Below are 25,504 nucleotides of genomic sequence, written 5' to 3' on the forward strand. Positions count from 1 at the left end.
AGCGGGAGCCCGCGGCGAGCGGGAGTCCCCGACCAAGAGTAGGACGGCGCCGCGCGGAGTGTCGTTCGCTTCCGGCACGGGAGCCGGGCTCGACCATATAGCACGTTCTTTCGAATTGCGGCGGGCCTTGCCATCTTCCCCACGAACGGGGGACACCAGTAGCTTTGGATCATGACCACGTCTGGGACCACGCCTGCGACCACGCCCGCGCACGACGCCGAACTCGTACGGACCGCGACCGGACAGCTGCTGAGCGACACCGTCAAGCTCGAGGCCCCCGAGGTGGCCGAGCCCTCCCAGCTGCCGGGCTGGACCCGCGCCCATGTGCTCACCCACCTCGCCCGCAACGCGGACGCCCTCGTCAACGTACTCGCGGGCGAACCCATGTACGCCAGTGCCGAGGCCCGCGAGGCCGACATCGAGCGCGGCGCCGAGCGCTCTCTCGACGCCCTCGTCGACGACGTACGCGCCAGCGCCTCCCGGCTGGAGAGCGCCTTCGCAGCGCTGGACGACGACGGCTGGAACCGCACCGTCACCCTGCGCAACGGTGTGACCGATCTCGCCTCCTCGATCCCCTTCCGCCGCTGGATCGAGGTCGAGCTGCACCATGTGGACCTCGGCGTCGGCTACACGCTGGAGGATCTGCCGGGCACCTTCGTGGACCGCGAGCTGACCAACATGGCCCGCCGCTTCACGGAGCACCCCGAGGTGCCCGTCGCCATCGAGCTGCGCGCCGAGGACGGCCGCAGCTGGCGCACCGGCGCAGCGGAGGCAGGCCCGGAGGGCCCCTTCGTCGTGGCCGGCAGCCCTGTCGCCCTCGTCGGCTGGCTGACCGGCCGCACGAACGGGAGCGGCCTCTCGGCACGGGGCCCTCTTCCGGCGCTTCCCGCGCTTTGAGACGCCCCCCGTGCCGGGCACCCGAAATGTGGAGGGCACCCCATAGGCTGGCGGCATGCCATACAGCGGAACGGTTCAGGTCGGCGGCCCCGCGGACGTGCACGAGCTGCGGGATCTGATGATCTCCAAGGCCGCCGTCGGCCCGATGGACAACAACGCGTATCTGCTGCGCTGCCGGGCCACCGGCGAGCAGCTGTTGATCGACGCCGCGAACGACGCGGGCACCCTGCTGGAGCTCATCGGTGACGACGGCATCGCCTCCGTCGTCACCACCCACCGGCACGGCGACCACTGGCAGGCGCTCGAAGAGGTGGTGCGGGCCACCAGCGCGCGTACGTACGCCGGGCGCCACGACGCCGAGGGCATCCCCGTTCCCACCGACGTGCCGCTGGACGACGGCGACACCGTGCGGGTCGGCGAGGTGGAGCTGACAGCGCGCCATCTGGTCGGCCACACCCCCGGCTCGATCTGCCTGGTCTACGACGACCCGAGCGGCCACCCGCACCTGTTCACCGGTGACTGCCTCTTCCCCGGCGGAGTGGGCAACACCTTCGGCAGTGCGGAGAACTTCGCCCGGCTCATCGAGGACGTGGAGACCAAGCTCTTCGGCCAACTCCCCGACGAGACCTGGGTGTACCCGGGCCACGGCGCCGACACCACGCTGGGCGCCGAGCGCCCCCACCTGGCGGAGTGGCGCGAGCGCGGCTGGTAGCCGGCGGCGCGGTACGGGCGGGTGCGGGCACGGCGGCCGCGCGCCCGCCCGGGAGCTGCGCACGCTGATCGTTGTCGGTGCGCGCCAGTAGGGTGGGCACCATGGCAGACCCCTCCACCTACCGTCCGAAACCGGGAGAGATCCCCGACTCGCCCGGGGTCTACCGCTTCCGCGACGAGCACCGCAGGGTGATCTACGTCGGCAAGGCGAAGAGCCTCCGTCAGCGGCTCAACAACTACTTCCAGGACCTGGCCGGGCTGCATCCGCGCACCCGCACGATGGTCACCACGGCCGCCTCCGTCGAGTGGACGGTGGTCGGCACCGAGGTCGAGGCGCTCCAGCTGGAGTACACCTGGATCCAGGAGTTCGACCCGCGGTTCAACGTCAAATACCGCGACGACAAGAGCTACCCGTCCCTCGCGGTGACGATGAACGAGGAGTTCCCGCGCGTCCAGGTGATGCGCGGCCCCAAGAAGAAGGGCGTGCGCTACTTCGGCCCGTACGGGCAGGCGTGGGCCATCCGCGAGACGGTCGACCTGCTGCTGCGCGTCTTCCCCGTGCGCACCTGCTCCGCGGGCGTGTTCAAGCGCTCGGCGCAGATCGGCCGGCCCTGTCTGCTGGGCTACATCGGCAAGTGCTCGGCCCCCTGTGTGGGCCGGGTCAGCCCCGAGGAGCACCGCGAACTGGCCGAGGAGTTCTGCGACTTCATGGCCGGTCACACCGGTTCCCATCTGCGCCGCCTGGAGCGCGAGATGCAGGAGGCGGCCGAGGAGCTGGAGTACGAGCGGGCAGCCCGGCTGCGGGACGACATCGACGCGCTCAAGCGCGCGATGGAGAAGAACGCGGTGGTGCTCACCGACGCCACCGACGCCGACCTGATCGCGGTGGCCGAGGACGAGCTGGAGGCCGCCGTCCAGATCTTCCACGTACGCGGCGGCCGGGTGCGCGGCCAGCGCGGCTGGGTCACCGACAAGGTGGAGGCCGTCGGCACCGCCGAGCTGGTCGAACACGCGCTCCAGCAGCTCTACGGAGCCGAGCAGGGCGACGCGGCGGCCGGTGGCGGCAGCGGAGGCGTCCCCAAGGAGGTGCTGGTCCCCGCGCTGCCCGAGCCCGTCGAGCCCATAGCGCAGTGGCTGTCCGAGCGCCGGGGCGCCCAGGTGAGCCTGCGCGTTCCGCAGCGGGGCGACAAGCGCGCCCTGATGGAGACCGTCAACCGCAACGCCGAGCACGCCCTGGTGCTGCACAAGACCAAGCGCGCCTCGGACCTGACCACCCGCTCCCGTGCCCTGGAGGAGATCGCCGAGGCCCTCGACCTGGACTCGGCGCCGCTGCGTATCGAGTGCTTCGACATCTCGCACCTCCAGGGCGACGACGTGGTGGCCTCCATGGTCGTCTTCGAGGACGGGCTGGCCCGCAAGAGCGAGTACCGCCGCTTCCAGATCAAGTCGTTCGAGGGACAGGACGACGTGCGGTCCATGCACGAGGTGATCAGCCGCCGCTTCCGGCGCTATCTGGTGGAGAAGCAGAAGACCGGGGAGTGGCCGGAGGAGGAGCTGGGCGGCGAGCTGGAGAGCGGCCCGGCCGGCGAGGCCCCCGCTCCCCGGCCCACCCCGGAGCCCGGCCGGGAACAGCCCGCGCAGGACGCGCAGCCCGCGCAGGGCGCCGGCCGGGACGAGGAGGGCCGGCCCAAGAAGTTCGCCTACCCGCCGCAGCTGGTCGTCGTCGACGGCGGCCTGCCGCAGGTGGCGGCGGCGCAGGCCGCGCTGGACGAGCTCGGGGTCGACGATGTGGCCGTGTGCGGCCTGGCCAAGCGGCTGGAGGAGGTCTGGCTGCCCGGCGAGAGCGATCCGGTGGTGCTGCCGCGCAGCAGCGAGGGCCTCTACCTGCTGCAGCGCGTCCGTGACGAAGCGCACCGTTTCGCGATCCGCTATCAGCGCGGCAAGCGAGGCAAACGGCTCCGCGGCAGCCCGCTGGACACCGTCCCCGGCCTGGGTGAGACCCGCAAGAAGGCCCTGCTCAAGCACTTCGGCTCGGTCAAGAAGCTGCGCGCGGCCTCGGTCGAGGAGATCTCCGAGGTCCCCGGGGTGGGCCGGAAGACGGCCGAGACGGTCGCCGCGGCGCTGTCCCAGGCGGCGCCCTCGCGTCCCGCGGTGAATACCGCGACCGGTGAGATCGTTGAAGAAGAGTGACGAGCGAAGAAGAGTGAACCTGTGGCACGGAGAGCGACACAGCCGGCACGAAGACCGACAGTCGGGGAATGACAGCATGAGTGCGGAGCGCGAGCAGCGCGGAGACGGAGCAGTGGTGAGTACCCTCAACCCGGCGCAGCCGCAGGAGGCGGGCGGGACGATCCCGGAGCTGGTGATCATTTCCGGGATGTCGGGCGCCGGCCGCAGCACCGCAGCCAAGTGTCTGGAGGATCTGGGCTGGTTCGTCGTCGACAACCTGCCGCCCGAGCTGATCCCCACGATGGTCGATCTGGGCGCCCGATCCCAGGGGAATGTGGCCCGGATCGCCGTCGTGGTGGACGTACGCGGCCGTAACTTCTTCGACAACCTCAAGGGCTCCCTCGCCGACCTGGCCGCCTACAACGTCGCCCGGCGCATCGTCTTCCTGGAGGCGTCCGACGACGCCCTGGTGCGCCGCTTCGAGTCGGTGCGCCGGCCCCATCCGCTGCAGGGCGACGGGCGGATCGTGGACGGCATCGCCGCCGAGCGCGATCTGCTGCGCGAGCTGCGCGGGGACGCCGACCTGGTGATCGACACCTCCAGCCTCAACGTGCACGAGCTGCGCGCCAAACTGGACGCCCAGTTCGCCGGCGAGGAGGAGCCCGAACTGCGCGCCACCGTCATGTCGTTCGGCTACAAGTACGGACTGCCCGTGGACGCCGACCTGGTGGTCGACTGCCGCTTCCTGCCCAATCCGCACTGGGTCCCCGAGCTGCGCCCCTACACGGGCACCAGCGAGGAGGTCTCCAACTACGTCTTCAACCAGCCCGGCGCCAAGGAGTTCCTGGACCGCTACACGGAGTTGCTGCAGCTGATCGCCGCCGGCTACCGCAGGGAGGGCAAGCGGTACGTCACCGTCGCCGTCGGCTGCACCGGAGGCAAGCACCGCAGCGTCGCCATGTCCGAGAAGCTCGCCCGCAGGCTGGCCGACGGGGGCGTGGAGACGGTGGTCGTCCACCGTGACATGGGGCGTGAGTGACGCCCATGGCCCGTAGGAGCCTGCGGCATCTGGGCCGGCGCGCGACGCTGCGCGGTCTGACCTCCAAGCAGCCCAAGGTGGTGGCGCTCGGCGGTGGCATGGGCCTGTCGGCCTCGCTGACGGCGCTGCGCCGGATCACCGGAGACCTCACGGCGGTGGTCACCGTCGCCGACGACGGCGGCTCCAGCGGGCGGCTCCGCGACGAACTGGGTGTGCTGCCCCCCGGCGATCTGCGCAAGGCGCTCGCGGCGCTGTGCGGGGACGACGAATGGGGCCGCACGTGGGCCCAGGTCATCCAGCACCGCTTCGAGAGCCGGGGCGAGCTGCACGAGCACGCGGTCGGCAATCTGCTGATCGTCGCCCTGTGGGAGCAGCTGGGCGACCATGTCCAGGCGCTCGACCTGGTCGGCAAGCTGCTGGGGGCGCACGGCAGGGTTCTGCCGATGTCAGCCGTGCCGCTGGAGCTGCGCGCCAGCGTGCGCGGTCACGACCCCGCGCGCCCCGATGAGCTGTCCACCGTCCGGGGCCAGGCCACCGTCGCGCTCACCCGCGGCGAGGTCCAGGAGGTGCACCTGGTCCCCAACGATCCACCGGCCGTCCCCGAGGCGGTACGCGCCGTGCTGGACGCCGACTGGGTGGTGCTGGGCCCCGGCTCCTGGTTCTCCTCCGTCATCCCGCATCTGCTGGTGCCGGAGCTGCTGGAGGCGCTGACCGAGACCAAGGCCCGGAAGGTCCTCTCTCTCAACCTCGCTCCGCAGCCGGGAGAAACGGACGGTTTTTCCCCGCAGCGTCATTTGGAGGTTTTGGCCCGACACGCCCCTAAACTCACCTTCGACGTGGTGCTGGCCGACCAGGACGCCGTGCCCGACCAGGACTCCCTGAGCGAGGCCGCCGACCAGCTCGGCGGAAAGGTCGAGCTGGCGCCGGTGGCGGCGGCCGGGGGAACCTCCCACCGGACACCGCCCGGCCGCAGGCCGGAGCGGGAGCCCCAGGGAGGGACCGCCCGGCACGACCCGGAGCTGCTGGCCGCCGCGTACGACCGTATTTTTCGGATGCATGGAAGGATCGGCCCATGGCGATGACGCCTGCGGTGAAGGACGAGATCTCCCGGCTCCCCGTCACCCGGACCTGCTGCCGGAAGTCAGAGGTCTCGTCGATCCTGCGCTTCGCGGGTGGGCTGCACCTGGTGAGCGGGCGGATCGTGATCGAGGCGGAGCTGGACACGGGCATCGCGGCCCGGCGGCTGCGCAAGGACATCCTGGAGATCTTCGGACACTCCTCCGACCTGGTGGTGATGGCGCCCAGCGGGCTGCGCCGCAACAGCCGGTACGTCGTACGGGTGGTTGCCGGCGGTGACCAGCTCGCCCGGCAGACCGGTCTGGTGGACGGCCGCGGCCGCCCCATCAGGGGGCTGCCCCCGCAGGTGGTCTCGGGGGCCACCTGCGACGCGGAGGCCGCCTGGCGCGGCGCCTTCCTGGCGCACGGCTCGCTGACCGAACCGGGGCGCAGCTCGTCCCTGGAGGTCACCTGCCCGGGCCCGGAGGCGGCGCTGGCCCTCGTCGGCGCGGCCCGCAGACTCCAGATCGCTGCGAAGGCCCGCGAGGTACGCGGCGTGGACCGGGTCGTCGTCCGGGACGGTGATGCCATCGGCGCACTGTTGACGCGGCTGGGCGCCCACGAGTCGGTGCTGGCGTGGGAGGAGCGGCGGATGCGCCGGGAGGTGCGCGCCACCGCCAACCGGCTGGCCAACTTCGACGACGCGAACCTGCGCCGCTCGGCCCGTGCCGCGGTGGCCGCCGGTGCCCGGGTGCAGCGCGCGCTGGAGATCCTCGGTGACGAGGTGCCCGAGCACCTGGCCGCGGCCGGGCGGCTGCGGATGGAGCACAAGCAGGCCTCGCTGGAGGAGCTGGGCGCCCTCGCCGACCCGCCGCTGACCAAGGACGCGGTGGCGGGCCGTATCCGGCGGCTGCTGGCCATGGCGGACAAGCGCGCACAGGACCTCGGCATCCCCGGAACCGAGTCCAATCTGACCGAGGAAATGGTCGGCTGATACGACCGGAGAGCGGCGAAGAACGGCCCGGCGGGATGGCCAGTTGAGCCACCTCGTGCTCGCCTGAGCCGTCCGGATTTGCCCGCCCAGCCGATGTGAGCCCGGCCGCAATGGAGAGGTAGGGTCGGAGTCGGTCGGGGACATCCCAAACAGCCCTCGCCGGTGTCCTTACCGGCGTACCTAGCGAGGAGATCGGTTCGTGACGATCCGCGTAGGCATCAACGGCTTTGGCCGTATCGGTCGTAACTACTTCCGCGCGCTGCTGAACCAGGGTGCGGACATCGAGATCGTCGGTGTCAACGACCTGACCGACAATGCCACCCTGGTGCACCTGCTCAAGTACGACAGCGTCCTCGGGCGCCTCCCGTACGAGGTCAGCCACACCGAGGACACCATCACGGTCGGCAAGCAGACCTTCAAGACGATGGCGGAGAAGGACCCGGCCAAGCTCCCCTGGGGCGAGCTGGGCGCCGACGTCGTGGTCGAGTCCACCGGCATCTTCACCAAGCGCGAGGACGCTGCCAAGCACCTCGCCGCGGGCGCCAAGAAGGTCCTCATCTCGGCTCCGGCCAAGGAGGAGGACATCACGGTGGTGATGGGCGTCAACCAGGACAAGTACGACGCCGCCGAGCACCACGTGATCTCCAACGCCTCCTGCACCACCAACTGTGTGGCGCCGATGGCCAAGGTCATGGACGAGAACTTCGGCATCGAGCGCGGTCTGATGACCACGGTGCACGCCTACACCAACGACCAGCGCATCCTGGACTTCCCGCACAAGGACCTGCGCCGCGCCCGGGCCGCCGCCGAGAACATCATCCCGACCACCACCGGTGCCGCCAAGGCCACCGCGCTGGTCCTCCCGCAGCTCAAGGGCCGCCTGGACGGCATCGCCATGCGCGTCCCCGTCCCCACCGGGTCCGTCACCGACCTGGTGCTCGAGCTCAAGCGCGAGACCACCAAGGACGAGGTCAACGCCGCCTTCAAGAAGGCCGCCGAGGGCCAGCTGCAGGGCATCATCGACTACACCGAGGACCAGATCGTCTCCTCGGACATCGTCAACCAGCCGCCGTCCTGCACCTTCGACGCCTCCCTCACCATGGTCGACGGCAACCAGGCCAAGATCATCGGCTGGTACGACAACGAGTGGGGTTACTCCAACCGGCTGGTCGACCTCACCAGCTACGTCGGCTCGCAGCTTTAGAACCCGCGCCGACCGAGGTGAGTCACGGGGCTCGTGCGCCGCGCACGAGCCCCGTCCCATGCTCTGCCTGCTGCGTACTTCCCGGGGCGCCTCCCCGGGCCCACCACAGGAGCCATCCATGAAGACGATCGACGAACTCGTCGGCGAGGGCGTGTCCGGCAAGCGGGTCTTCGTCCGTGCCGACCTCAACGTCCCGCTCGACGGCGACACCATCACCGACGACGGCCGCATCCGGGCCGCCGTTCCCACGATCAAGAAGCTCGCCGACAGCGGCGCGCGGGTGGTCGTGGCCTCCCACCTGGGCCGCCCCAAGGGCGCCCCGGACCCGCAGTTCTCGCTCGCGCCCGTGGCGCGGCGGCTCGGCGAACTCCTCGGCAGCTCGGTCGCGTTCGCGACCGACACCGTGGGGGACAGCGCGAAGGCCACCGTCGGCGACACCGCCGACGGCGGGGTCACGCTGCTGGAGAACCTCCGCTTCAACGCCGGCGAGACCAGCAAGGACGACGCCGAGCGGGGCGCCTTCGCCGACGAGCTGGCCGCGCTCGCCGACGCCTATGTGAGCGACGGCTTCGGCGCCGTGCACCGCAAGCACGCCTCCGTCTACGACCTCCCGGCGCGCCTCCCGCACGCCGCCGGGTATCTGATCGCCACCGAGGTCGGCGTGCTGAAGAAGCTCACCGAGGACGTCAAGCGGCCGTACGCCGTGATCCTGGGCGGCGCCAAGGTCTCCGACAAGCTCGGCGTCATCGACCACCTGCTGGGCAAGGCCGACCGGCTGCTGATCGGCGGCGGCATGGCCTACACCTTCCTCAAGGCCAAGGGGTACGAGGTCGGCAAGTCGCTGCTCCAGGAGGACCAGCTCCCGGCCGTCAAGGGCTACCTGGAGCGGGCCGAGGAGCTGGGTGTGGAGTTCGTGCTGCCGGTGGACGTGCTGGCGGCCCCCGAGTTCCCCGACCTGAAGACCAAGGCGCCCGCCAACCCCACGGCCGTTGCGGCCGATGCCATCCCGGCCGAGCTGGAGGGCCTGGACATCGGCCCGGAGAGCCGTAAGCTCTACGCCGCGAAGCTCGCGGATGCGGCCACCGTTTTCTGGAACGGTCCGATGGGCGTCTTCGAGCACCCGGACTTCGCCGAGGGCACCAAGGCCGTCGCGCAGGGTCTGCTCGACTCTCCCGCCTTCACGGTCGTGGGCGGTGGCGACAGCGCCGCCGCGGTCCGTCAGCTGGGCTTCGACGAGAACGCGTTCGGACACATCTCGACCGGCGGTGGCGCCAGCCTCGAATACCTCGAGGGCAAGACGCTTCCCGGCCTGGCCGCACTGGAGGATTGACGCCGTGAGCGTCGCACGCGCGGCTGCCGGGCCGCAGACAACTACGAGACTCGCACTGCGCCGCGCGGGCGGAGAAGCGAACAAGGAAGGAGGGGCATGGCTACCCGTACCCCGCTGATGGCGGGCAACTGGAAGATGAACCTCAACCACCTCGAGGCCATCGCGCACGTCCAGAAGCTCGCCTTCGCGCTCACGGACAAGGACTACGAAGCCGTGGAGGTCGCGGTCCTGCCGCCCTTCACCGACCTGCGCTCGGTCCAGACGCTGGTCGACGGCGACAAGCTGCGGATCAAGTACGGGGCGCAGGACGTCTCGGCACACGACTCCGGTGCCTATACGGGTGAGATCTCCGGCGCGATGCTGGCGAAGCTCAACTGCTCCTTCGTCGCCATCGGCCACTCGGAGCGCCGCCAGTACCACGGCGAGGACGAGCCGGTCGTCAACGCCAAGGTCAAGGCGGCGATCAAGCACGGCCTGACCCCGATCGTGTGCGTCGGCGAGGAGCTGGCCGTCCGCGAGGCGGGCAACCACGTCGCCCACACTCTCGCCCAGGTGGACGGCGGCCTCGAGGGCGTCCCCGCCGAGGCCGTGGCCGAGCTGGTCATCGCCTACGAGCCGGTGTGGGCGATCGGCACCGGCAAGGTCTGCGGCGAGGAGGACGCGCAGGAGGTCTGCGGCGCGATCCGCGGCCGGCTGGCCGAGCTGTACGACGAGGAGACCGCGCAGCGGGTCCGCATCCAGTACGGCGGCTCCGTCAAGGCCGGGAACGTCGCCAAGATCATGGCGCAGCCCGACATCGACGGGGCGCTGGTCGGCGGTGCCTCGCTGGACGCGGACGAGTTCGTCAAGATCGTCCGCTTCCGTGACCAGTGAGCGCAGCCGCGACCGGTGAGCAGTAGCGGCGTGTGACGATCGACTGTCGCGCGTCGTAGTCTTACGGGGCCGGGGCTCGCGCCGCGGCCCCGTAAGCAATCGCATACGTCAAGTATCCAGCCACGATCCGAGAGAGTTGGTCCAGCCGTGGTCATGGGGTTCTCAATCGCCCTCATCGTCTTCAGCGCGCTTCTGCTGCTGCTGGTGCTGATGCACAAGGGCAAGGGCGGCGGCCTCTCCGACATGTTCGGCGGCGGCATGCAGTCCTCCGTCGGCGGCTCGTCGGTCGCCGAGCGCAACCTCGACCGGATCACGGTCGTTGTCGGGCTGGTGTGGTTCGCCCTCATCGTCGTGCTCGGCCTGCTGATGAAGTTCAAGTGACACACTCGCACGGTTGTCGCGTGCACAACGGCTGACAGAGTGTTGCACCCCCTGCCTATCATGAGGGTCCGCGTCCGGTACCGACGCAGTAACTCCGGTCACCGGGCGCGCGTTGGGCCCTACGTACACTAGGGCGCCCTCAGCGGAGCGCGCAGTGCCTACGCTCCGTGGCACCGTGAGGCAGGGAGTTACGACCGTGGCAAGTGGCAACGCGATCCGGGGCAGCCGGGTCGGAGCGGGGCCGATGGGGGAGGCCGAGCGAGGCGAGTCCGCGCCCCGCCTCCGCATCTCCTTCTGGTGCTCCAACGGGCACGAGACCCAGCCGAGCTTCGCCAGTGACGCGCAGATCCCGGAGACCTGGGACTGTCCGCGCTGTGGCTTCCCCGCGGGCAAGGACCGGGACAACCCCCCGGACCCTCCGCGCACCGAGCCGTACAAGACTCACCTCGCCTATGTGCGGGAGCGGCGCAGCGACGCGGACGGCGAGGCCATCCTCGCCGAGGCGCTCGCCAAGCTCAGGGGCGAGATCTAGTCGAGTGGGCCGCGGCCCGGCAGACCAGCACCCGGCATCAGGCCCAGAAGCCGCCGCCGGTACCCCGTCCGATGAACCACAGCAGCAGCGACACGACGGTCCCGAAGCCGCACCAGGCTCCGAGCCGGGAGTGCCGCTTGCTGCCGGCTTCCAGGGTGGCGCGCACCGCGAAACCGACCAGCATGAACCCGAGCAGGACCATGCCCGACGCACCGACCGCCCGCGCGGTCAGGTCGGCGCGCCCCTTGTCGTCGGAGCGGATCACTTCATCCGGGCCGGACTCGTGCTCCACGGCGTGTGCCGGGAAGGTCTCACCAGGCTTCATGCCGGCTGCGTCGTGCTCCTCGGGCAGCCGCAGGTGCTCCAGTTCCACCTTCCCGTCGCGGGAGCGGAAGTCGCCGTAGCAGAAGGTGCTGGGGCCGGTGCCGGAGCCTCCGGCGCGTTCGCACCGGTCCAGGGTGAAGACGCCGGGACGGCCGTCGTCGAGGACGGACCGGGCATCCAGATAGTCGGTCTTCAGCATCACGACGCCTGCCACCAGCGCCAGCACGGCGAACACCGCGCTGACTCCCGCCCTCCGGCGCCGGTTCGGGCCGATGGCGGCGCCAGGGGCGGGAGGCCCGTGTGCATCCGCTCGGCCGGACGGTTCTGTCGACTGCTCGCTCACTGTGTCCCCCGTCGAGTCGGGCGTGTTCCGTACGCGGGAGGCACTGTACGCAACGGCCGACGCCGAGCCGGAGCCCGGAGAAGCCCCACCGGATCGGCGTCGACGTGACACCGAATGACGGTCGGTCGGGCAGCGCACCGAGGGGCGGTGCGTGGCCGAGGCGTCCATCGTCTAGGTTGGAGATCGGCGGGGTTCGTTACGAGAGGAATGGGCTGGTTTCGCTGATGAACGCTGAAGGCCGCACCCGGCTCGACCAGATGCCCGAGTGGCAGGAGCTGGCAAAGCACCGCGACGAGTTCGGCCTCACGCACCTGCGGCGGCTGTTCGAGGACGACCCGGAGCGCGCCGAGCGCTACACCGTCCGGGTCGGTGACCTCCACATCGACTACTCGAAGAATCTGGTCACCGACGAGACACTGCGGCTGCTGCGGCAGCTCGCCGAGGCGGCCGGTGTCGCCCGGCTGCGGGAGGCGATGTTCGCCGGGGAGAAGATCAACGTCACCGAGGACCGCGCCGTCCTGCACACCGCGCTGCGCACGCCGGAGTCGGCGACCGTCCGGGTGGACGGCGAGAACGTGATGCGCAAGGTGCACCAAGTCCTCATCAGGATGGGAACCTTCGCCAACCGGATCCGGGAGGCCCACTGGCGCGGGCACACCGGCGAGCGCATCAAGAACATCGTCAACATCGGTATCGGCGGCTCCGACCTCGGCCCGAAGATGGCCTACGAGGCGCTGCGCCCGTACACCCGCCGGGACATGACCTTCCGCTTCGTCTCCAATGTGGACGGCGCGGACCTGCACGAGGCGCTCCGCGATCTGGACCCGGCCGAGACGCTGTTCATCGTCGCCTCCAAGACCTTCACCACCATCGAGACCATCACCAACGCCAAGGCGGCGCGCGCCTGGCTGCTGGCGGGCCTGGGCGGCGAAGAAGCCGCCGTCGCCAAGCACTTCGTGGCCGTCTCGACCAACGCCGAGAAGGTCGCCGAGTTCGGTATCAACACCGACAACATGTTCGAGTTCTGGGACTGGGTCGGCGGCCGCTACTCCTACGACTCGGCCATCGGGCTCGCCCTGATGGTGGCCATCGGCCCCGAGTGCTTCGGCGACATGCTGGCCGGCTTCCACCTCATGGACGAGCACTTCCGCAGCGCGCCCTTCGAGTCCAACGCGCCGCTGCTGCTGGGCCTGCTTGGTATCTGGTACGGCAACTTCCACGACGCCCAGTCGCACGCCGTGCTGCCCTACAGCCACTACCTGTCCCAGTTCACCGCGTATCTGCAGCAGTTGGACATGGAGTCCAACGGCAAGTCGACCACCCGCGAGGGCGGGCCCGTCAACTGGCAGACGGGACCGGTCGTCTGGGGCACCCCCGGCACCAACGGTCAGCACGCGTACTACCAACTGCTGCACCAGGGCACCAAGATGATCCCCGCCGACCTGCTCGGCTTCGCCGACCCCATCGCCGAGCTCGGTGATCTGCGGGACCAGCACGACCTGCTGATGGCGAACCTCTTCGCGCAGGGCCAGGCCCTCGCCTTCGGCAAGACGGCGGAGGAGGTGCGGGCCGAGGGCGTCCCCGAGGCCCAGGTGCCGCACCGTACGTTCCCCGGCAACCGGCCCACGACCACCATCCTGGCCTCCGCGCTGACCCCCTCGGTGCTCGGGCAGCTCGTCGCCCTCTACGAGCACAAGGTGTTCGTCCAGGGCGCCATCTGGAACATCGACTCCTTCGACCAGTGGGGCGTCGAGCTCGGCAAGGTCCTCGCCAAGCGCCTGGAGCCGGCCCTTACCGAGGGAGCGCGTGTTTCGGGCCTGGACGCTTCCACGGAAGCCCTGGTCACCCGCTACCGCTCGCTGCGCGGGCGCGCATAGCAGTGACCCCGCGCCCCGTCAGGGGCGCGGGGGAACTGCGCGCGCAACCAGCGTCTGCCCGCAGTCTGCATCGCTGAGCAAGGGGCAGCCCCTCAGCAGCCCCCGGCGCGGGGCACCCGAGCGGGAGCCCGGTCAGGCGTCGGCCGGCAACCGGGAGGCCGCCGCCTCGTCGAGGAACCACAGGGTGCGGGAGCGCCCGTACGCGGCGGCGGCCGGAGCCTGGAGCTCGCCGGGCCCCGAGAGGGCCAAGGCGACCGCGTCGGCCTTGTCCTCACCCGCCGCGAGCAGCCACACCTCCTCAGCCGCGCGAATTGCCGGCAGCGTGAGCGTCAACCGGACGGGCGGCGGCTTGGGCGCCCCATGGACGCCGACGACCGTCCGCTCGGTCTCCCGCAGCGCGGGATGCTCAGGGAAGAGGGACGCCACATGGGTGTCCGGGCCGACGCCCAGGAGCAGCACATCGAAGGACGGGACCCGCACGGCAGGGTCCCCGCCCGCCGCGGCCAGCTCCGTCGCGTACGCCTCGGCGGCGGCCTCCGCATCGCCCGCGTAGCGCCCGTCGGACGGCGGCATCGCGTGCACCCGCGCGGGGTCCAGCGGTACCGCGTCCAGCAGGGCCTCATGGGCCTGGGTGTGATTCCGCTCGGGGTCACCCTCGGGGAGGAACCGCTCGTCGCCCCACCACACGTCCAGCCGCGACCAGTCGATGCGCTCCCGCGCCTCGGGCGAGGCGGCGAGCGCGGCCAGCAGCGCGTTGCCGTTGCGGCCCCCGGTCAGGACGACGGACGCGGTGCCCCGCGCGGCCTGTGCGTCGCTCAGCCGCGCGGTCAGCCGGTCCGCTGCGGCCTGCGCGAGCGCGTCCTTGCCGGGGTGCACCAGCACCTCGCGCGCGGCGCTCACTTCGCGGCCTTCTTCGAACTCGCCGCCTTGGAGCGGGACCTGCTCTTGACCGCCGGGGGCTTGGCCGCGGACTCCCCGCTCGGCTCGGCAGCGGCGTCCCCGGTCGGCTCCGCGGGGGCAGGCTGCTGGTCCCCGGCCGCCCCGCCGGAGGCGGAGGCGTCACCCGGGGCCTCGGCCGGACCCGGTGCCGGGGCCGGTGCGGACGGAGTCGGGTGTGCCGGGTCGGGCCCTGAGATCCTGTTCATGCCGAAGCTGATGGCTTCGGCGTACGCCTCGTCGGGGTCGAGCCGCCGCAGCTCCTCGGCGAGCAGCTCGGCCGTGCTGCGCCGCTGGAGGGCGACGTGCCGGTCGGGCTGGCCGGGGACGGCGAGTTCGGCCAGGGAGCCGTTGGCGCGGTCGAGGCAGATCTGGCCGTCGGCGGTCTCCAGCCGCACCCCGGTGATGCCGGGGCCCTCGGAGATCCGGCGCTCGACGGGGACCCGCAGCCGCTCGGCGAGCCAGAGGGCGAGCAGCTCGCTGGAGGGGTTGTACTCCTCGCCCTCGACGACCGCCGAGTTGACCGTGGCGTGCTTCTGGTCCAGCGAGGCGGCGAGCATGCTCCGCCAGGGGGTGACGCGGGTCCACGCCAGGTCGGTGTCGCCGGGCGCATAGGTGCTGGCCCGCAGGCCGAGCGCACCGACCGGGTCCTCCGTGCAGGAGGCGTCGGTGATGCGCCGTTGGGCCAGCTTGCCCAGCGGGTCCTCGGAGGGGTTCACTGGCGCGTCCTCGGGCCACCACACGACCACCGGCGCGTCCGGCAGCAGCAGCGGCAGCACGACGCTGTGCGCGTGCGAGGCGAGTTCGCCGTGCAGCCGCAGGATGACCGTTTCGCCGGAGCCCGCCTCGCCCACGTCGCTGCCGACCCGCACTTCCGCGTCGAGCCGGTGCTGCGCCCGGTCGCGGGGGGAGCGGCCGGGGCGCCGTACGACGACGAGAATCCGGGACGGGTGCTCCTTGGAGGCGCCGCTGGCGGCCTTGAGCGAGTCGTAGTGGTTGCCTTCGTCGGTGACGATGACCAGGGTCAGCACCATGCCCATGGCAGGCGAGCCGAGGGAGCGGCGCGCCTTGACCAGTTCGGCGTTGATGCGGCTGGACGTGGTGTCCGTCAGATCGATGTTCATGGCCGCCGCCAAATCCGTCCGTCGCGTGCGAGCATCTCGTCGGCTGCCTGGGGTCCCCAGGTGCCGGCGGGGTACTGCTCGGGCTTGCCGTGTGTCTCCCAGAACTCCTCGACGGGGTCGAGGATCTCCCAGGAGCGTTCGACCTCCTGGTGCCGGGGGAAGAGGTTCGCGTCGCCCAGCAGGACGTCCAGGATGAGGCGTTCGTACGCCTCGGGGCTGGACTCGGTGAAGGACTCGCCGTAGGCGAAGTCCATGGTCACGTCCCGGATCTCCATCTGGGTGCCGGGCACCTTCGAACCGAACCTGATGGTGACACCCTCGTCCGGCTGGACGCGGATGACCAGCGCGTTCTTGCCCAGCTCCTGGGTGTCGGTGGCATCGAAGGGGGAGTGCGGGGCGCGCTGGAACATCACCGCGATCTCGGTGACGCGGCGGCCCAGCCGCTTGCCGGTGCGCAGATAGAAGGGCACGCCTGCCCAGCGCCGGTTGTCGATCTCCAGCTTTATCGCGGCGTAGGTGTCGGTCTTGGAGTTGGGGTCGATGCCCTCCTCGTCCAGATAGCCGGGCACCTTCTCGCCGCCCTGCCAGCCTTCCGCGTACTGGCCGCGCACCGTGTACTTGCCCAGGTCCTTCGGCAGCCGTACGGAGTTGAGGACCTTCAGCTTCTCGGTCAGCAGCGCCTTGGCGTCGAAGGAGGTGGGCTCCTCCATGGCGGTCAGGGCGAGCAGCTGCAGCAGGTGGTTCTGGATGACGTCGCGCGCGGAGCCGATGCCGTCGTAGTAGCCGGCCCGGCCGCCGATGCCGATGTCCTCGGCCATGGTGATCTGCACGTGGTCGACGTAGCTGCGGTTCCACAGCGGTTCGAACAGCGTGTTGGCGAAGCGCAAGGCCAGGATGTTCTGGACCGTCTCCTTGCCGAGGTAGTGGTCGATCCGGAAGACCTCGCTGGCCCGGAACACCTCGTGGATGACGGCGTTCAGCTCCTGTGCCGACTTCAGGTCGTGGCCGAACGGCTTCTCGATGACGGCGCGCCGCCAGGAGTCGGCTCCCCCGTCGGACAGGCCGTGCTTCTTGAGCTGGGAGACGACGGTGGGGAAGAACTTGGGCGGCACCGAGAGGTAGAACGCGAAGTTGCCGCCGGTGCCCCGGGACTTGTCCAGCTCCTCGATGGTGGTCCGGAGCGTCTCGAAGGCGTCGTCGTCGTGGAACTCGCCGGAGACGAAGCGCATGCCCTGGGCGAGCTGCTGCCAGACCTCCTCGCGGAAGGGGGTGCGGGAGTGTTCCTTGACCGCGTCGTGTACGACCTGGGCGAAGTCCTCGTCCTCCCAGTCGCGCCGGGCGAAGCCGACGAGGGAGAAGCCCGGGGGCAGGAGCCCGCGGTTGGCGAGGTCGTACACCGCAGGCATCAGCTTTTTCCGTGACAAATCGCCCGTGACGCCGAAGATCACCAGGCCCGACGGCCCCGCGATGCGCGGGAGCCGTCGGTCCTGGGCGTCACGCAGCGGGTTGGCTGTGCCGCTCGCGCTGCTCAATTGCGTTACGCCTCCTTCGGGGCAAGGCGCTGAAGCTCGGCCTCGGTGGACTTGAGCAGGTCGTTCCAGGAGTCCTCGAACTTGCTCACGCCCTCGTCCTCCAGCACCTTGACGACGTCGTCGTAGGAGATGCCGAGCTCGGCGATGCTGTCCAGGACGGCCTTGGCTTCCCCGTAGGTGCCGCGCACCGCGTCACCCGTGATCTCGCCGTGGTCGCCGACCGCCTGGAGTGTGGCCTCCGGCATGGTGTTGACCGTGTTGGGTGCCACCAGCTCGGTGACGTACAGCGTGTCGGGCAGCTCCGGGTCCTTCACACCGGTCGAGGCCCACAGCGGGCGCTGCTGGTTGGCGCCGGCCTTCTCCAGGGCCTGCCAGCGGTCGGAGGCGACGACCTCCTCGTACGCCTGGTAGGCGAGGCGCGCGTTGGCGATGGCCGCCTTGCTCTTGAGCGCCTTGGCCTCGTCGGTGCCCAGCGCCGCGAGCCGCTTGTCGAACTCGGTGTCGACGCGCGAGACGAAGAAGGAGGCCACGGAGTGGATCTGCGACAGATCCATGCCCAGGCCCTTGGCCTTCTCCAGGCCCGCCATGTAGGCGTCCATCACCGCGCGGTACCGCTCCAGCGAGAAGATCAGCGTGACGTTGACGCTGATGCCCTTGCCGATCGTCTCGGTGATCGCGGGCAGACCCGCCTCGGTGGCCGGGATCTTGATGAAGGTGTTGGGCCGGTCGACCAGCCAGGCCAGCTGCCGGGCCTCGGCGACGGTGGCCTTGGTGTTGTGCGCCAGGCGCGGGTCGACCTCGATGGAGACCCGGCCGTCCTTGCCGCCGGTCGCGTCGTGGACCGGGCGCAGGATGTCGGCGGCGTCCCGCACGTCGGCCGTGGTGATCATGCGGACGGCCTCTTCCACCGAGACCCGGCGGGCCGCCAGGTCGGAGACCTGCTGCTGGTAGCCGTCGCCCGCCGAGATCGCCTTCTGGAAGATGGTCGGATTCGTCGTCACGCCGACCACGTGCTGCTCGTCCATCAGCTCGCCGAGGTTGCCCGACGTGATGCGCTTGCGCGACAGGTCGTCCAGCCAGATCGCGACGCCTTCGTCGGAGAGGCGCTTCAGTGCGTCTGTCATGGGATTCGCATCTCCTGTGCTTGTTGGCTTTGAGTTTGTCGGGGCGCGCCGGGCGGCCTTAGCGGTGCCGCCCGGCGCCCTCGGGCTGTCAGCGGGAAGCCGCCTGCAGCGACTCCTTGGCAGCCAGGTGCACGGCCTCGGCGGTGAGACCGAACTCCCGGAAGAGGACCTTGCCGTCGGCCGAGGCACCGAAGTGCTCCAGCGACACGATCCGGCCCGCCTCGCCCATGTACCGGTGCCAGGTCAGACCCACGCCCGCCTCGACGGCGACGCGCGCCTTGATGTCCGGCGGCAGCACGCTGTCGCGGTAGGACTGCTCCTGCTCCTCGAACCACTCCAGGCACGGCATCGAGACGACCCGGGTCGGCACGCCCTGCTCCTGGAGCCGCTCGCGCGCCTCGACGGCGAGCTGCACCTCGGAACCGGTACCGATCAGGATCACCTGCGGGTGCCCGCCCTCGGCCTCGAACAGCACGTAACCGCCCTTGGCCGCGGCCGGGTTGGCCTCGTAGGTCGGCACGCCCTGCCGGGTCAGCGCGAGGCCGTGCGGCGCCGGCTTGCTGCCGTGCCGTCGCATGATCTCCGCCCAGGCCTCCGAGGTCTCGTTGGCGTCCGCCGGGCGGACGACGTTGAGGCCGGGGATGGTGCGCAGCGCGGTCAGGTGCTCGACCGGCTGGTGCGTCGGACCGTCCTCGCCCAGGCCGATGGAGTCGTGCGTCCACACGTAGGTGACCGGCGCCTTCATCAGCGCGGCGAGCCGGACGGCCGGGCGCATGTAGTCGGAGAAGACCAGGAACGTTCCGCCGTAGACCCGCGTGTTGCCGTGCAGCGCGATGCCGTTCATCGTCGAACCCATCGCGTGCTCGCGGATGCCCCAGTGCACCGTACGCCCGTAGCGGTCGGCACCCGGCAGCGGGTTGTCCTCCGGCAGGAACGAGGACTTGGCGAACGTGGTGTTGTTAGAGCCCGCGAGGTCGGCGGAGCCGCCCCACAGCTCGGGGATGACCGGGCCCAGCGCCTTGAGCACGCTTCCGGACGCCTTACGGGTGGCCACCGACTCGCCCGCGGGGAAGACGGGCAGCGCCTTCTCCCAGCCCTCGGGCAGCCGGCCTTCCCTGATCCGGTCGAACTCGGCCGCGCGCTCCGGGTTGGCGGAGCGCCAGACGGCCATCCGCTTCTCCCACTCGGCCTGCATGGCGCGGCCCCGGTCGCTGGCCTTGCGGACGTGTGCGAGGACCTCGTCGGCGATGTGGAAGTGCTTGTCCGGGTCGAAGCCCAGCACCCGCTTGGTGGCCGCGACCTCTTCCTCGCCGAGCGCCGAGCCGTGCGCCGCCTCGGTGTTCTGCGCGTTCGGGGCCGGCCAGGCGATGATGGAGCTCATCGCGATGAAAGAGGGGCGCTCGGTCTCGGCCTGCGCCGCCTTGAGCGCCCGGTACAGCGCCTTGGGGTCGAGGTCGCCGTCCTCCTGCTGGGCGACGCGCTGGACGTGCCAGCCGTATGCCTCGTACCGCTTGAGGGTGTCCTCGGAGAACGCGGTGGCCGTGTCGCCCTCGATGGAGATGTGGTTGTCGTCCCACAGCACGATCAGGTTGCCGAGCTTCTGGTGGCCCGCGAGCGAGGACGCCTCCGCCGAGATGCCCTCCTCCAGGTCGCCGTCGCTGGCGATGACCCAGACGGTGTGGTCGAACGGGGACTCGCCCTCGGGCGCTTCGGGGTCGAACAGCCCGCGCTCGTAGCGCGCGGCCATCGCCATCCCGACGGCGTTGGCGACACCCTGGCCCAGCGGTCCGGTCGTCGTCTCGACGCCCGCCGTGTGCCCGTGCTCCGGGTGGCCGGGGGTGCGGCTGCCCCAGGTGCGGAACGCCTTGAGGTCGTCCAGCTCCAGGCCGTACCCGGCCAGGAAGAGCTGGATGTACTGGGTCAGGCTCGAGTGCCCTGCGGAGAGGACGAAGCGGTCGCGGCCCGTCCAGTCCGGGTCGGTCGGGTCGTGGCGCATCAGCTTCTGGTAGAGCAGGTACGCGACGGGCGCCAGGCTCATGGCCGTACCGGGATGGCCGTTACCGACCTTCTGCACGGAATCCATGGCCAGGACTCGAACCGTGTCCACGGCCTGCTGGTCCAGGTCGGTCCACTCAAGGTCTGTGGTGGTCGGCTTGGTGCTCACCCTGCGTCAGGGCTCCTCTCCACATGTTCGATGGCCGGTGTGTGTGCGCTCACCGGGCGGTGTCGAGCGTACCTCTGCCGGGACGTGCGACTTTTCGACAGTTCACTCTGTGGTCGTCGGGCGTCGTCACTCGCTGGTCACCCCCCGCGTCGCCGCCACCGACCACAGGAACGCGAAAGACATAGTTGCTATTCCCATCGATTTCTGCCGGGCGGCGCCGGTGCACCACTCCCAGGCTGACGTCTGTTCCCCTGATTCGCCCGTCGAACACGGCCCGATTCCCCCTGGACCTGCCCACGGCACCTCGGGGACCGGCCACAGGCCCGGCCCGCGCCGCCGGAGCCAACACGGTGACCCCCCATGACTGGCGAGGTATCGCCAACGTCTAAAGTGGCGTGGTACGCGCGAGCTTGACCCGGGCATGCACCCTTTTCCTTCCGTGCGCCCGTGCGGGTTCGCTGGTTCCTTATGAGGCGATCAGAGGTGTCCGTGACGGCCGTCGAATCCCGTCCTGCGGGGACGCTGGAGCCCAGCGGTCACCGGCCGCTCGGTGCCCGCGTGAAGGCGTTCATCGAGCTGACCAAGCCGCGGATCATCGAGCTGCTCCTGATGACCACCGTCCCGGTCATGTTCCTGGCGGCTCAGGGCGTCCCCGACCTCTGGCTCGTGGTGATCACCTGTCTCGGCGGCTATCTGTCAGCGGGCGGCGCCAACGCGCTGAACATGTACATCGACCGCGACATCGACGCGCTGATGCACCGCACCGAGCGGCGCCCCGTCGTGACCGGAATGGTCAGCCCGGCCGAGTGCCTGGTGTTCGGGATCAGCCTCGCGGTGGTCTCCACTCTGATGTTCGGACTGCTGGTCAACTGGCTGTCCGCGGCGCTGTCGTTGGGTGCTGTCCTCTTCTACGTCGTCGTCTACACGATGCTCCTGAAGCGGCGCACCTCGCAGAACATCGTGTGGGGCGGCATCGCCGGCTGCCTGCCCGTCTTCATCGGCTGGTCGGCGGTGACCAACGAGGTGAGCTGGGCCGCCGTCATCCTCTTCCTGGTGATGTTCTTCTGGACGCCGCCGCACTACTGGCCGCTGTCCATGAAGGTCACCGAGGACTACAAGCGGGTCGGCGTTCCGATGCTCCCGGCCGTCGCCGGAAACGTCGTGGTCGCCAACCAGATCGTGATCTACAGCTGGGTGATGGTCCTCGTCTCCCTGCTGCTGTGGCCGCTGGGGTACGTCGGCTGGTTCTACCCGCTGGTCGCGACGCTCTCGGGCGGACTGTGGCTGTGGGAGGCGCACGCGCTGCGGGCTCGCGCCCGCGCCGGCCTCACGGGCGCCAAGCTCAAGGAGATGCGGCTCTTCCACTGGTCGATCACCTACGTCTCCCTGGTCTTCGCAGCGGTGGCCATCGACCCCTTCCTTCGCTGAAGCTGCGCTGAGCGCTGCGCTCCGCTTTGGGCCGCACACGAGTAAGCCCCTCCCGACGCCGGGAGGGGCTTCTCTTCGCCGGTGGGGCCACTTCTCTCCGCCGGGGCCACCTCTTCCAGCACCGGGGCCACCTCTTCCCGCCGCAGCGGCGGCGCACCCCCACCGGCGTGTCCGGCGGTGCCGTACAACCGTCGGTTGGGCCGGTTCGGCACCGCCGGTCAGGTGTGATGCGGCTGACCGCCGTCGCGCGGGCCGGGCGCAGCTACCGGTTCGCCGGGCCGCCCAGCTGTGAGCCGGCCATACGGGACCACTCGTATGGCCCGGTCCGCATGTGCTCGGCCATCTCTCCGTCGAAGCTCTCCTTGAGCGTGACGTCCGGGCAGGCCCGCACCGCCTCCTCGGCGATCTCCTTCGTAGGCGCCATCTGGTCGCCCCAGGTGCCGTCCGCGCCGACGAGGGAGATACGGAAACCGACCTGACCCACGTACGCGATCTGCGCCTCGGCGCTCCCGCCGTGGCGCCGCGTGAACGCACCGATCCGCTGGGCGAGCCGCGCCGCCCGCTTGCTGCTGTCTGCTGCCATACGGCAGATGCTACCCGCGGGTAGCCAAACCGGCGAGAGGGGTGGCGGCGGAGGGCTCGGCGGCAGGACCGGTCTCCTCGGCCACCGCCGGGAGACCGCGCTCCCGGGTGGAGAGCAGCACCCGCAGGACGCCGATCCACACCAGCGTCGAGCCCAGCAGATGCAGGCCGACCAGCAGCTCGGGCAGATCGGTGACGTACTGCACATAGCCGAGCACGCCCTGCCCGAGCAGGACCAGGATCAGATTGCGCGCGGTGCGCCGGGGCCCCATGGGCGCGTCCATCACGCGCAGGCCCGCGTAGAGCACGACCGTCAGGGCCACCACGATCCAGGCGAAGGCGGCGTGCGTCTGTGTCGCCAGCTGCACGGAGACCGGCATCCGGTCGACCTTGCTGCTGTCGCCGGCGTGCGGCCCCGCGCCGGTCACCACGGTGCCCGCCACGATGAGGCAGGCCGCGAAGAAGGTCAGCACCCAGGTGAGCTTCTTGACGGGCTTGCCCACCAGCGGACGGGGCGGGTCGTCACCCTCCCGGGCGCGCAGCCAGGTGAGAGTGGTGACGGTCAGCAGCGCGGTCGCGGCCAGGAAGTGCCCGGCGACGACGAACGGGTTGAGCTTCACCCATACGGTGATGCCGCCCACGACGCCGTTGCTCATCACCACCCAGAACTGCGACCAGGCGAGCCTGCTCAGCCCCCTGCGCGCCGGCTTGGCCGCCCGTACGACGATGATCGTCCAGCCGACCGCGGCCGAGACGACCCAGGTCATCATCCGGTTGCCGAACTCGATGGCACCGTGGAATCCCATCGCCGAGGTGGCGGTGAGGCTGTCCGCGCTGCACTTGGGCCAGGTGTCGCAGCCCAGTCCCGAGCCGGTCAGCCGCACGGCACCGCCGGTGACCACGATGACGATGCTCATCAGCAGCGAGAGGAGAGCCGCTCGCTCGACGGTGCGGTGCGAGGGCGTCCAGCGCGCGGCGATGTACGCGATGGGGTTACGTACGAGTTCGAGCAGTTTCGGCACGGAGCCATGGTAGGGCGCCGCTTGTGCGCGCATTCACGAGGGTCCCCGCCGAGAAGGGGTCCTGCCGAGAAGGGGGCCTCACTCCCATTTGAAGAAGCGCGCCGCCGCGCCCAGCCCCAGCAGCGCCCACACCGCCAGCACCCCCAGGTCGCCCCACGGCACCCCGGCTCCGTGCCGCAGCACCTCGCGCAGGCCGTCGGAGAGTGCGGAGATCGGCAGCAGCTGCAGCACGCTCTGCGCGGCACCGGGGAACTTGTCCAGCGGGACGATGACACCGCCGCCGACCAGCAGCAGGATGAAGACCAGATTGGCGCCCGCCAGCGTCGCCTCCGCCTTGAGCGTGCCGGCCATCAGCAGGCCCAGCCCGGAGAACGCGGCCGTGCCGAGCAGCAGGAGAAGCAGCACCGTCGCCGGATTGCCGTGCGGTGACCAGCCCAGTGCGAGCGCCACCACGGTCAGCAGCAGCACCTGCAGGGCCTCGATGACCAGGACGGAGCAGGTCTTCGCCGTCATCAGCCCCCACCGGGGCAGCGGCGAGGCGCCGAGCCGCTTCAGGACGCCGTAGCGGCGCTCGAAGCCGGTGGCGATGGCCTGCCCGGTGAAGGCGGTCGAGAGCATCGCCAGCGCCAGGATGCCGGGCGCCAGGAAGTCGACCCGCGAGCCCTTGCCGGTGTCCACGATGTCCACGGCGCTGAAGAGCACCAGCAGCAGTGTGGGAATGATGACGGTGAGCAGCAGCTGCTCGCCGTTCCGCAGCTGCGTACGGGTCTCCAGCCACGCCTGTGCCCGCACCATGCGCCCCAGCGGTGCCGCACCCGGCTTCGGCGCATAGGTGCCGGCTGCCTCGGTACCACTCACGACCGCAAATCCTTCCCCGTCAATTCCAGGAAGACGTCCTCCAGCGTCCGGCGCTCCACCGAGATGCGGTCCGGCAGGACGCCGTTCTGGGCGCACCAGGAGGTCACGGTGGCCAGCAGCTGCGGGTCGACGGTGCCGGTGAGGCGGTAGCTTCCGGGGCTGAGCTCGACCGCGACGGTCTCCGCGGGCAGCGCCTTGAGCAGGGACGTCAGGTCCAGTCCCGGGCGCCCGGCGAAGCGCAGCGTGTTCTCGGCGCCGCCCTTGCACAGCACCTCGGGCGCGCCCTGGGCGATGACCTTGCCGCCGTCGACGATGGCGACGTCGTCGGACAGCTCCTCGGCCTCGTCCATGTAGTGGGTGGTCAGCAGCACCGTCACACCGTCGGCGCGCAGCTCGCGGACCAGGTCCCAGGTGGCGTGGCGGGCCTGCGGGTCGAGCCCAGCCGTGGGCTCGTCGAGGAAGACCAGCTCGGGCCGGCCGACCAGGGCCAGCGCGAGCGCCAGGCGCTGCTGCTGGCCGCCGGAGAGCCGGCGGTAGGGGGTGCGGCCACAGCCGCCCAGGCCCAGGCGTTCGATCAGCGCGGGCACATCCAGCGGGTGCGCGTGCAGGGCCGCCATATGGCGGAGCGTCTCCTCGGCTCTGGCCGTGGGGTAGATACCGCCGCTCTGGAGCATCACCCCGATCCGGGGCCGCAGCTCGCTGCCCTGGGTCACCGGGTCGAGGCCGAGGACCCGTACGGTGCCCGCATCCGGCCGCCGGTAGCCCTCGCAGGTCTCGATGGTGGTGGTCTTACCCGCTCCATTGGGGCCGAGGAACGCGGTGACGGTGCCCCGCTCGACGGTCAGGTCCAGCCCGTCGACGGCGGTCCTGCTGCCGTACCGCTTCACCAGCCCGGCGACTTCCACAGCCGCTGAACTTCGCATGCAGGGCAGTCTAAGGAGGGCGCCGCGCCACTCTTCTGGCGGGCTGTACGGGCCTGGGGCGACCCCTCCTGGTTAGGCATG

Annotated in this window: 23 protein-coding genes; 13 read left to right on the top strand and 10 right to left on the bottom strand. The window is 70.5% G+C overall.

Features of this window, described 5'->3' with window-relative positions:
* Nucleotides 1-171 precede the first annotated feature (171 nt).
* The 11 genes from HC362_RS26175 (at nucleotide 172) to HC362_RS26225 (ending at nucleotide 11,186) form a co-directional block, all read left to right on the top strand.
* Nucleotides 172-897: a maleylpyruvate isomerase family mycothiol-dependent enzyme gene (locus HC362_RS26175; protein WP_243086601.1), complete on the top strand. Its 726-nt coding sequence runs from the start codon at nucleotides 172-174 to the stop codon at nucleotides 895-897.
* A gap of 55 nt (nucleotides 898-952) precedes the next feature.
* Nucleotides 953-1,609: an MBL fold metallo-hydrolase gene (locus HC362_RS26180; RefSeq protein WP_243086602.1), complete on the top strand. Its 657-nt coding sequence runs from the start codon at nucleotides 953-955 to the stop codon at nucleotides 1,607-1,609.
* A gap of 101 nt (nucleotides 1,610-1,710) precedes the next feature.
* Entirely contained in the window at nucleotides 1,711-3,798 is a 2,088-nt protein-coding gene (gene uvrC, locus HC362_RS26185) for an excinuclease ABC subunit UvrC (RefSeq protein ID WP_243086603.1), read from the top strand.
* Nucleotides 3,799-3,874: 76 nt separating this feature from the next.
* Entirely contained in the window at nucleotides 3,875-4,816 is a 942-nt protein-coding gene (gene rapZ / locus HC362_RS26190; RefSeq protein WP_243086604.1) for an RNase adapter RapZ, read from the top strand.
* Between the two features lie 5 nt (nucleotides 4,817-4,821).
* Nucleotides 4,822-5,898, top strand: a complete 1,077-nt coding sequence (gene yvcK / locus HC362_RS26195; protein ID WP_243086605.1) for a uridine diphosphate-N-acetylglucosamine-binding protein YvcK — start codon at nucleotides 4,822-4,824, stop codon at nucleotides 5,896-5,898.
* Nucleotides 5,889-6,866: a DNA-binding protein WhiA gene (whiA, locus tag HC362_RS26200; RefSeq protein ID WP_016468208.1), complete on the top strand. Its 978-nt coding sequence runs from the start codon at nucleotides 5,889-5,891 to the stop codon at nucleotides 6,864-6,866. Before yvcK ends, whiA begins: the two co-directional genes overlap by 10 nt.
* Before the next feature lie 199 nt (nucleotides 6,867-7,065).
* Complete coding sequence (gene gap / locus HC362_RS26205; RefSeq protein ID WP_209267087.1) at nucleotides 7,066-8,070, top strand: type I glyceraldehyde-3-phosphate dehydrogenase; 1,005 nt, start codon at nucleotides 7,066-7,068, stop codon at nucleotides 8,068-8,070.
* A gap of 118 nt (nucleotides 8,071-8,188) precedes the next feature.
* Nucleotides 8,189-9,400, top strand: coding sequence for a phosphoglycerate kinase (locus HC362_RS26210; protein WP_243086606.1), 1,212 nt, complete (start codon nucleotides 8,189-8,191; stop codon nucleotides 9,398-9,400).
* A 96-nt stretch (nucleotides 9,401-9,496) separates the two neighbouring features.
* A complete protein-coding gene (gene tpiA / locus HC362_RS26215) occupies nucleotides 9,497-10,273 on the top strand; it encodes a triose-phosphate isomerase (protein WP_243086607.1) in 777 nt (258 codons plus the stop codon).
* 147 nt (nucleotides 10,274-10,420) lie between these two features.
* Nucleotides 10,421-10,654, top strand: coding sequence for a preprotein translocase subunit SecG (secG, locus tag HC362_RS26220; RefSeq protein WP_209267090.1), 234 nt, complete (start codon nucleotides 10,421-10,423; stop codon nucleotides 10,652-10,654).
* Between the two features lie 196 nt (nucleotides 10,655-10,850).
* On the top strand, nucleotides 10,851-11,186 hold the full coding sequence (locus HC362_RS26225; RefSeq protein WP_162465822.1) for an RNA polymerase-binding protein RbpA: 336 nt from the start codon (nucleotides 10,851-10,853) through the stop codon (nucleotides 11,184-11,186).
* A 37-nt stretch (nucleotides 11,187-11,223) separates the two neighbouring features.
* Here HC362_RS26225 and HC362_RS26230 read toward each other — a convergent pair whose 3' ends face one another.
* Entirely contained in the window at nucleotides 11,224-11,745 is a 522-nt protein-coding gene (locus HC362_RS26230) for a hypothetical protein (RefSeq protein WP_243086608.1), read from the bottom strand.
* Between the two features lie 332 nt (nucleotides 11,746-12,077).
* On the opposite strand from HC362_RS26230, the gene pgi reads away from it, so the two are divergent.
* Nucleotides 12,078-13,730 carry a glucose-6-phosphate isomerase gene (pgi, locus tag HC362_RS26235; RefSeq protein WP_243086609.1) on the top strand — a complete coding sequence of 551 codons (1,653 nt, stop codon included), beginning with the start codon at nucleotides 12,078-12,080 and terminating at the stop codon, nucleotides 13,728-13,730.
* A 132-nt stretch (nucleotides 13,731-13,862) separates the two neighbouring features.
* Here the strand turns inward: pgi and pgl are convergent, their stop codons facing one another.
* The 5 genes from pgl to tkt form a co-directional block, all read right to left on the bottom strand.
* Nucleotides 13,863-14,630: a 6-phosphogluconolactonase gene (gene pgl / locus HC362_RS26240; protein ID WP_243086610.1), complete on the bottom strand. Its 768-nt coding sequence runs from the start codon at nucleotides 14,628-14,630 to the stop codon at nucleotides 13,863-13,865.
* Nucleotides 14,627-15,790 (bottom strand): glucose-6-phosphate dehydrogenase assembly protein OpcA, encoded by a 1,164-nt coding sequence (gene opcA / locus HC362_RS26245; RefSeq protein ID WP_243086611.1) that lies wholly within the window; start codon nucleotides 15,788-15,790, stop codon nucleotides 14,627-14,629. Before opcA ends, pgl begins: the two co-directional genes overlap by 4 nt.
* Nucleotides 15,787-17,322: a glucose-6-phosphate dehydrogenase gene (zwf, locus tag HC362_RS26250; protein ID WP_243086612.1), complete on the bottom strand. Its 1,536-nt coding sequence runs from the start codon at nucleotides 17,320-17,322 to the stop codon at nucleotides 15,787-15,789. Before zwf ends, opcA begins: the two co-directional genes overlap by 4 nt.
* Nucleotides 17,323-17,327: 5 nt before the next feature.
* Entirely contained in the window at nucleotides 17,328-18,446 is a 1,119-nt protein-coding gene (gene tal / locus HC362_RS26255; protein ID WP_243086613.1) for a transaldolase, read from the bottom strand.
* 88 nt (nucleotides 18,447-18,534) lie between these two features.
* Complete coding sequence (gene tkt / locus HC362_RS26260; protein WP_243086614.1) at nucleotides 18,535-20,610, bottom strand: transketolase; 2,076 nt, start codon at nucleotides 20,608-20,610, stop codon at nucleotides 18,535-18,537.
* Nucleotides 20,611-21,078: 468 nt separating this feature from the next.
* Between tkt and HC362_RS26265 the strand changes: the two genes are divergently transcribed.
* Entirely contained in the window at nucleotides 21,079-22,038 is a 960-nt protein-coding gene (locus HC362_RS26265) for a heme o synthase (RefSeq protein ID WP_229376644.1), read from the top strand.
* Between the two features lie 262 nt (nucleotides 22,039-22,300).
* Here the strand turns inward: HC362_RS26265 and HC362_RS26270 are convergent, their stop codons facing one another.
* The 4 genes from HC362_RS26270 to HC362_RS26285 are packed head-to-tail and all read right to left on the bottom strand — an operon-like array spanning nucleotide 22,301 to nucleotide 25,423.
* Nucleotides 22,301-22,621, bottom strand: a complete 321-nt coding sequence (locus HC362_RS26270) for a hypothetical protein (RefSeq protein ID WP_243086615.1) — start codon at nucleotides 22,619-22,621, stop codon at nucleotides 22,301-22,303.
* A gap of 10 nt (nucleotides 22,622-22,631) precedes the next feature.
* Complete coding sequence (locus tag HC362_RS26275; RefSeq protein ID WP_243086616.1) at nucleotides 22,632-23,675, bottom strand: COX15/CtaA family protein; 1,044 nt, start codon at nucleotides 23,673-23,675, stop codon at nucleotides 22,632-22,634.
* A gap of 45 nt (nucleotides 23,676-23,720) precedes the next feature.
* The gene (locus HC362_RS26280; RefSeq protein ID WP_243086617.1) at nucleotides 23,721-24,500 is read right to left on the bottom strand and encodes an ABC transporter permease; all 780 of its coding nucleotides are present in this window, start codon (nucleotides 24,498-24,500) and stop codon (nucleotides 23,721-23,723) included.
* Nucleotides 24,497-25,423 (bottom strand): ABC transporter ATP-binding protein, encoded by a 927-nt coding sequence (locus HC362_RS26285; RefSeq protein ID WP_243086618.1) that lies wholly within the window; start codon nucleotides 25,421-25,423, stop codon nucleotides 24,497-24,499. Before HC362_RS26285 ends, HC362_RS26280 begins: the two co-directional genes overlap by 4 nt.
* Nucleotides 25,424-25,504 lie beyond the last annotated feature (81 nt).

Source organism: Streptomyces sp. 891-h (assembly GCF_022760275.1).
Taxonomy (GTDB): domain Bacteria; phylum Actinomycetota; class Actinomycetes; order Streptomycetales; family Streptomycetaceae; genus Streptomyces; species Streptomyces spirodelae.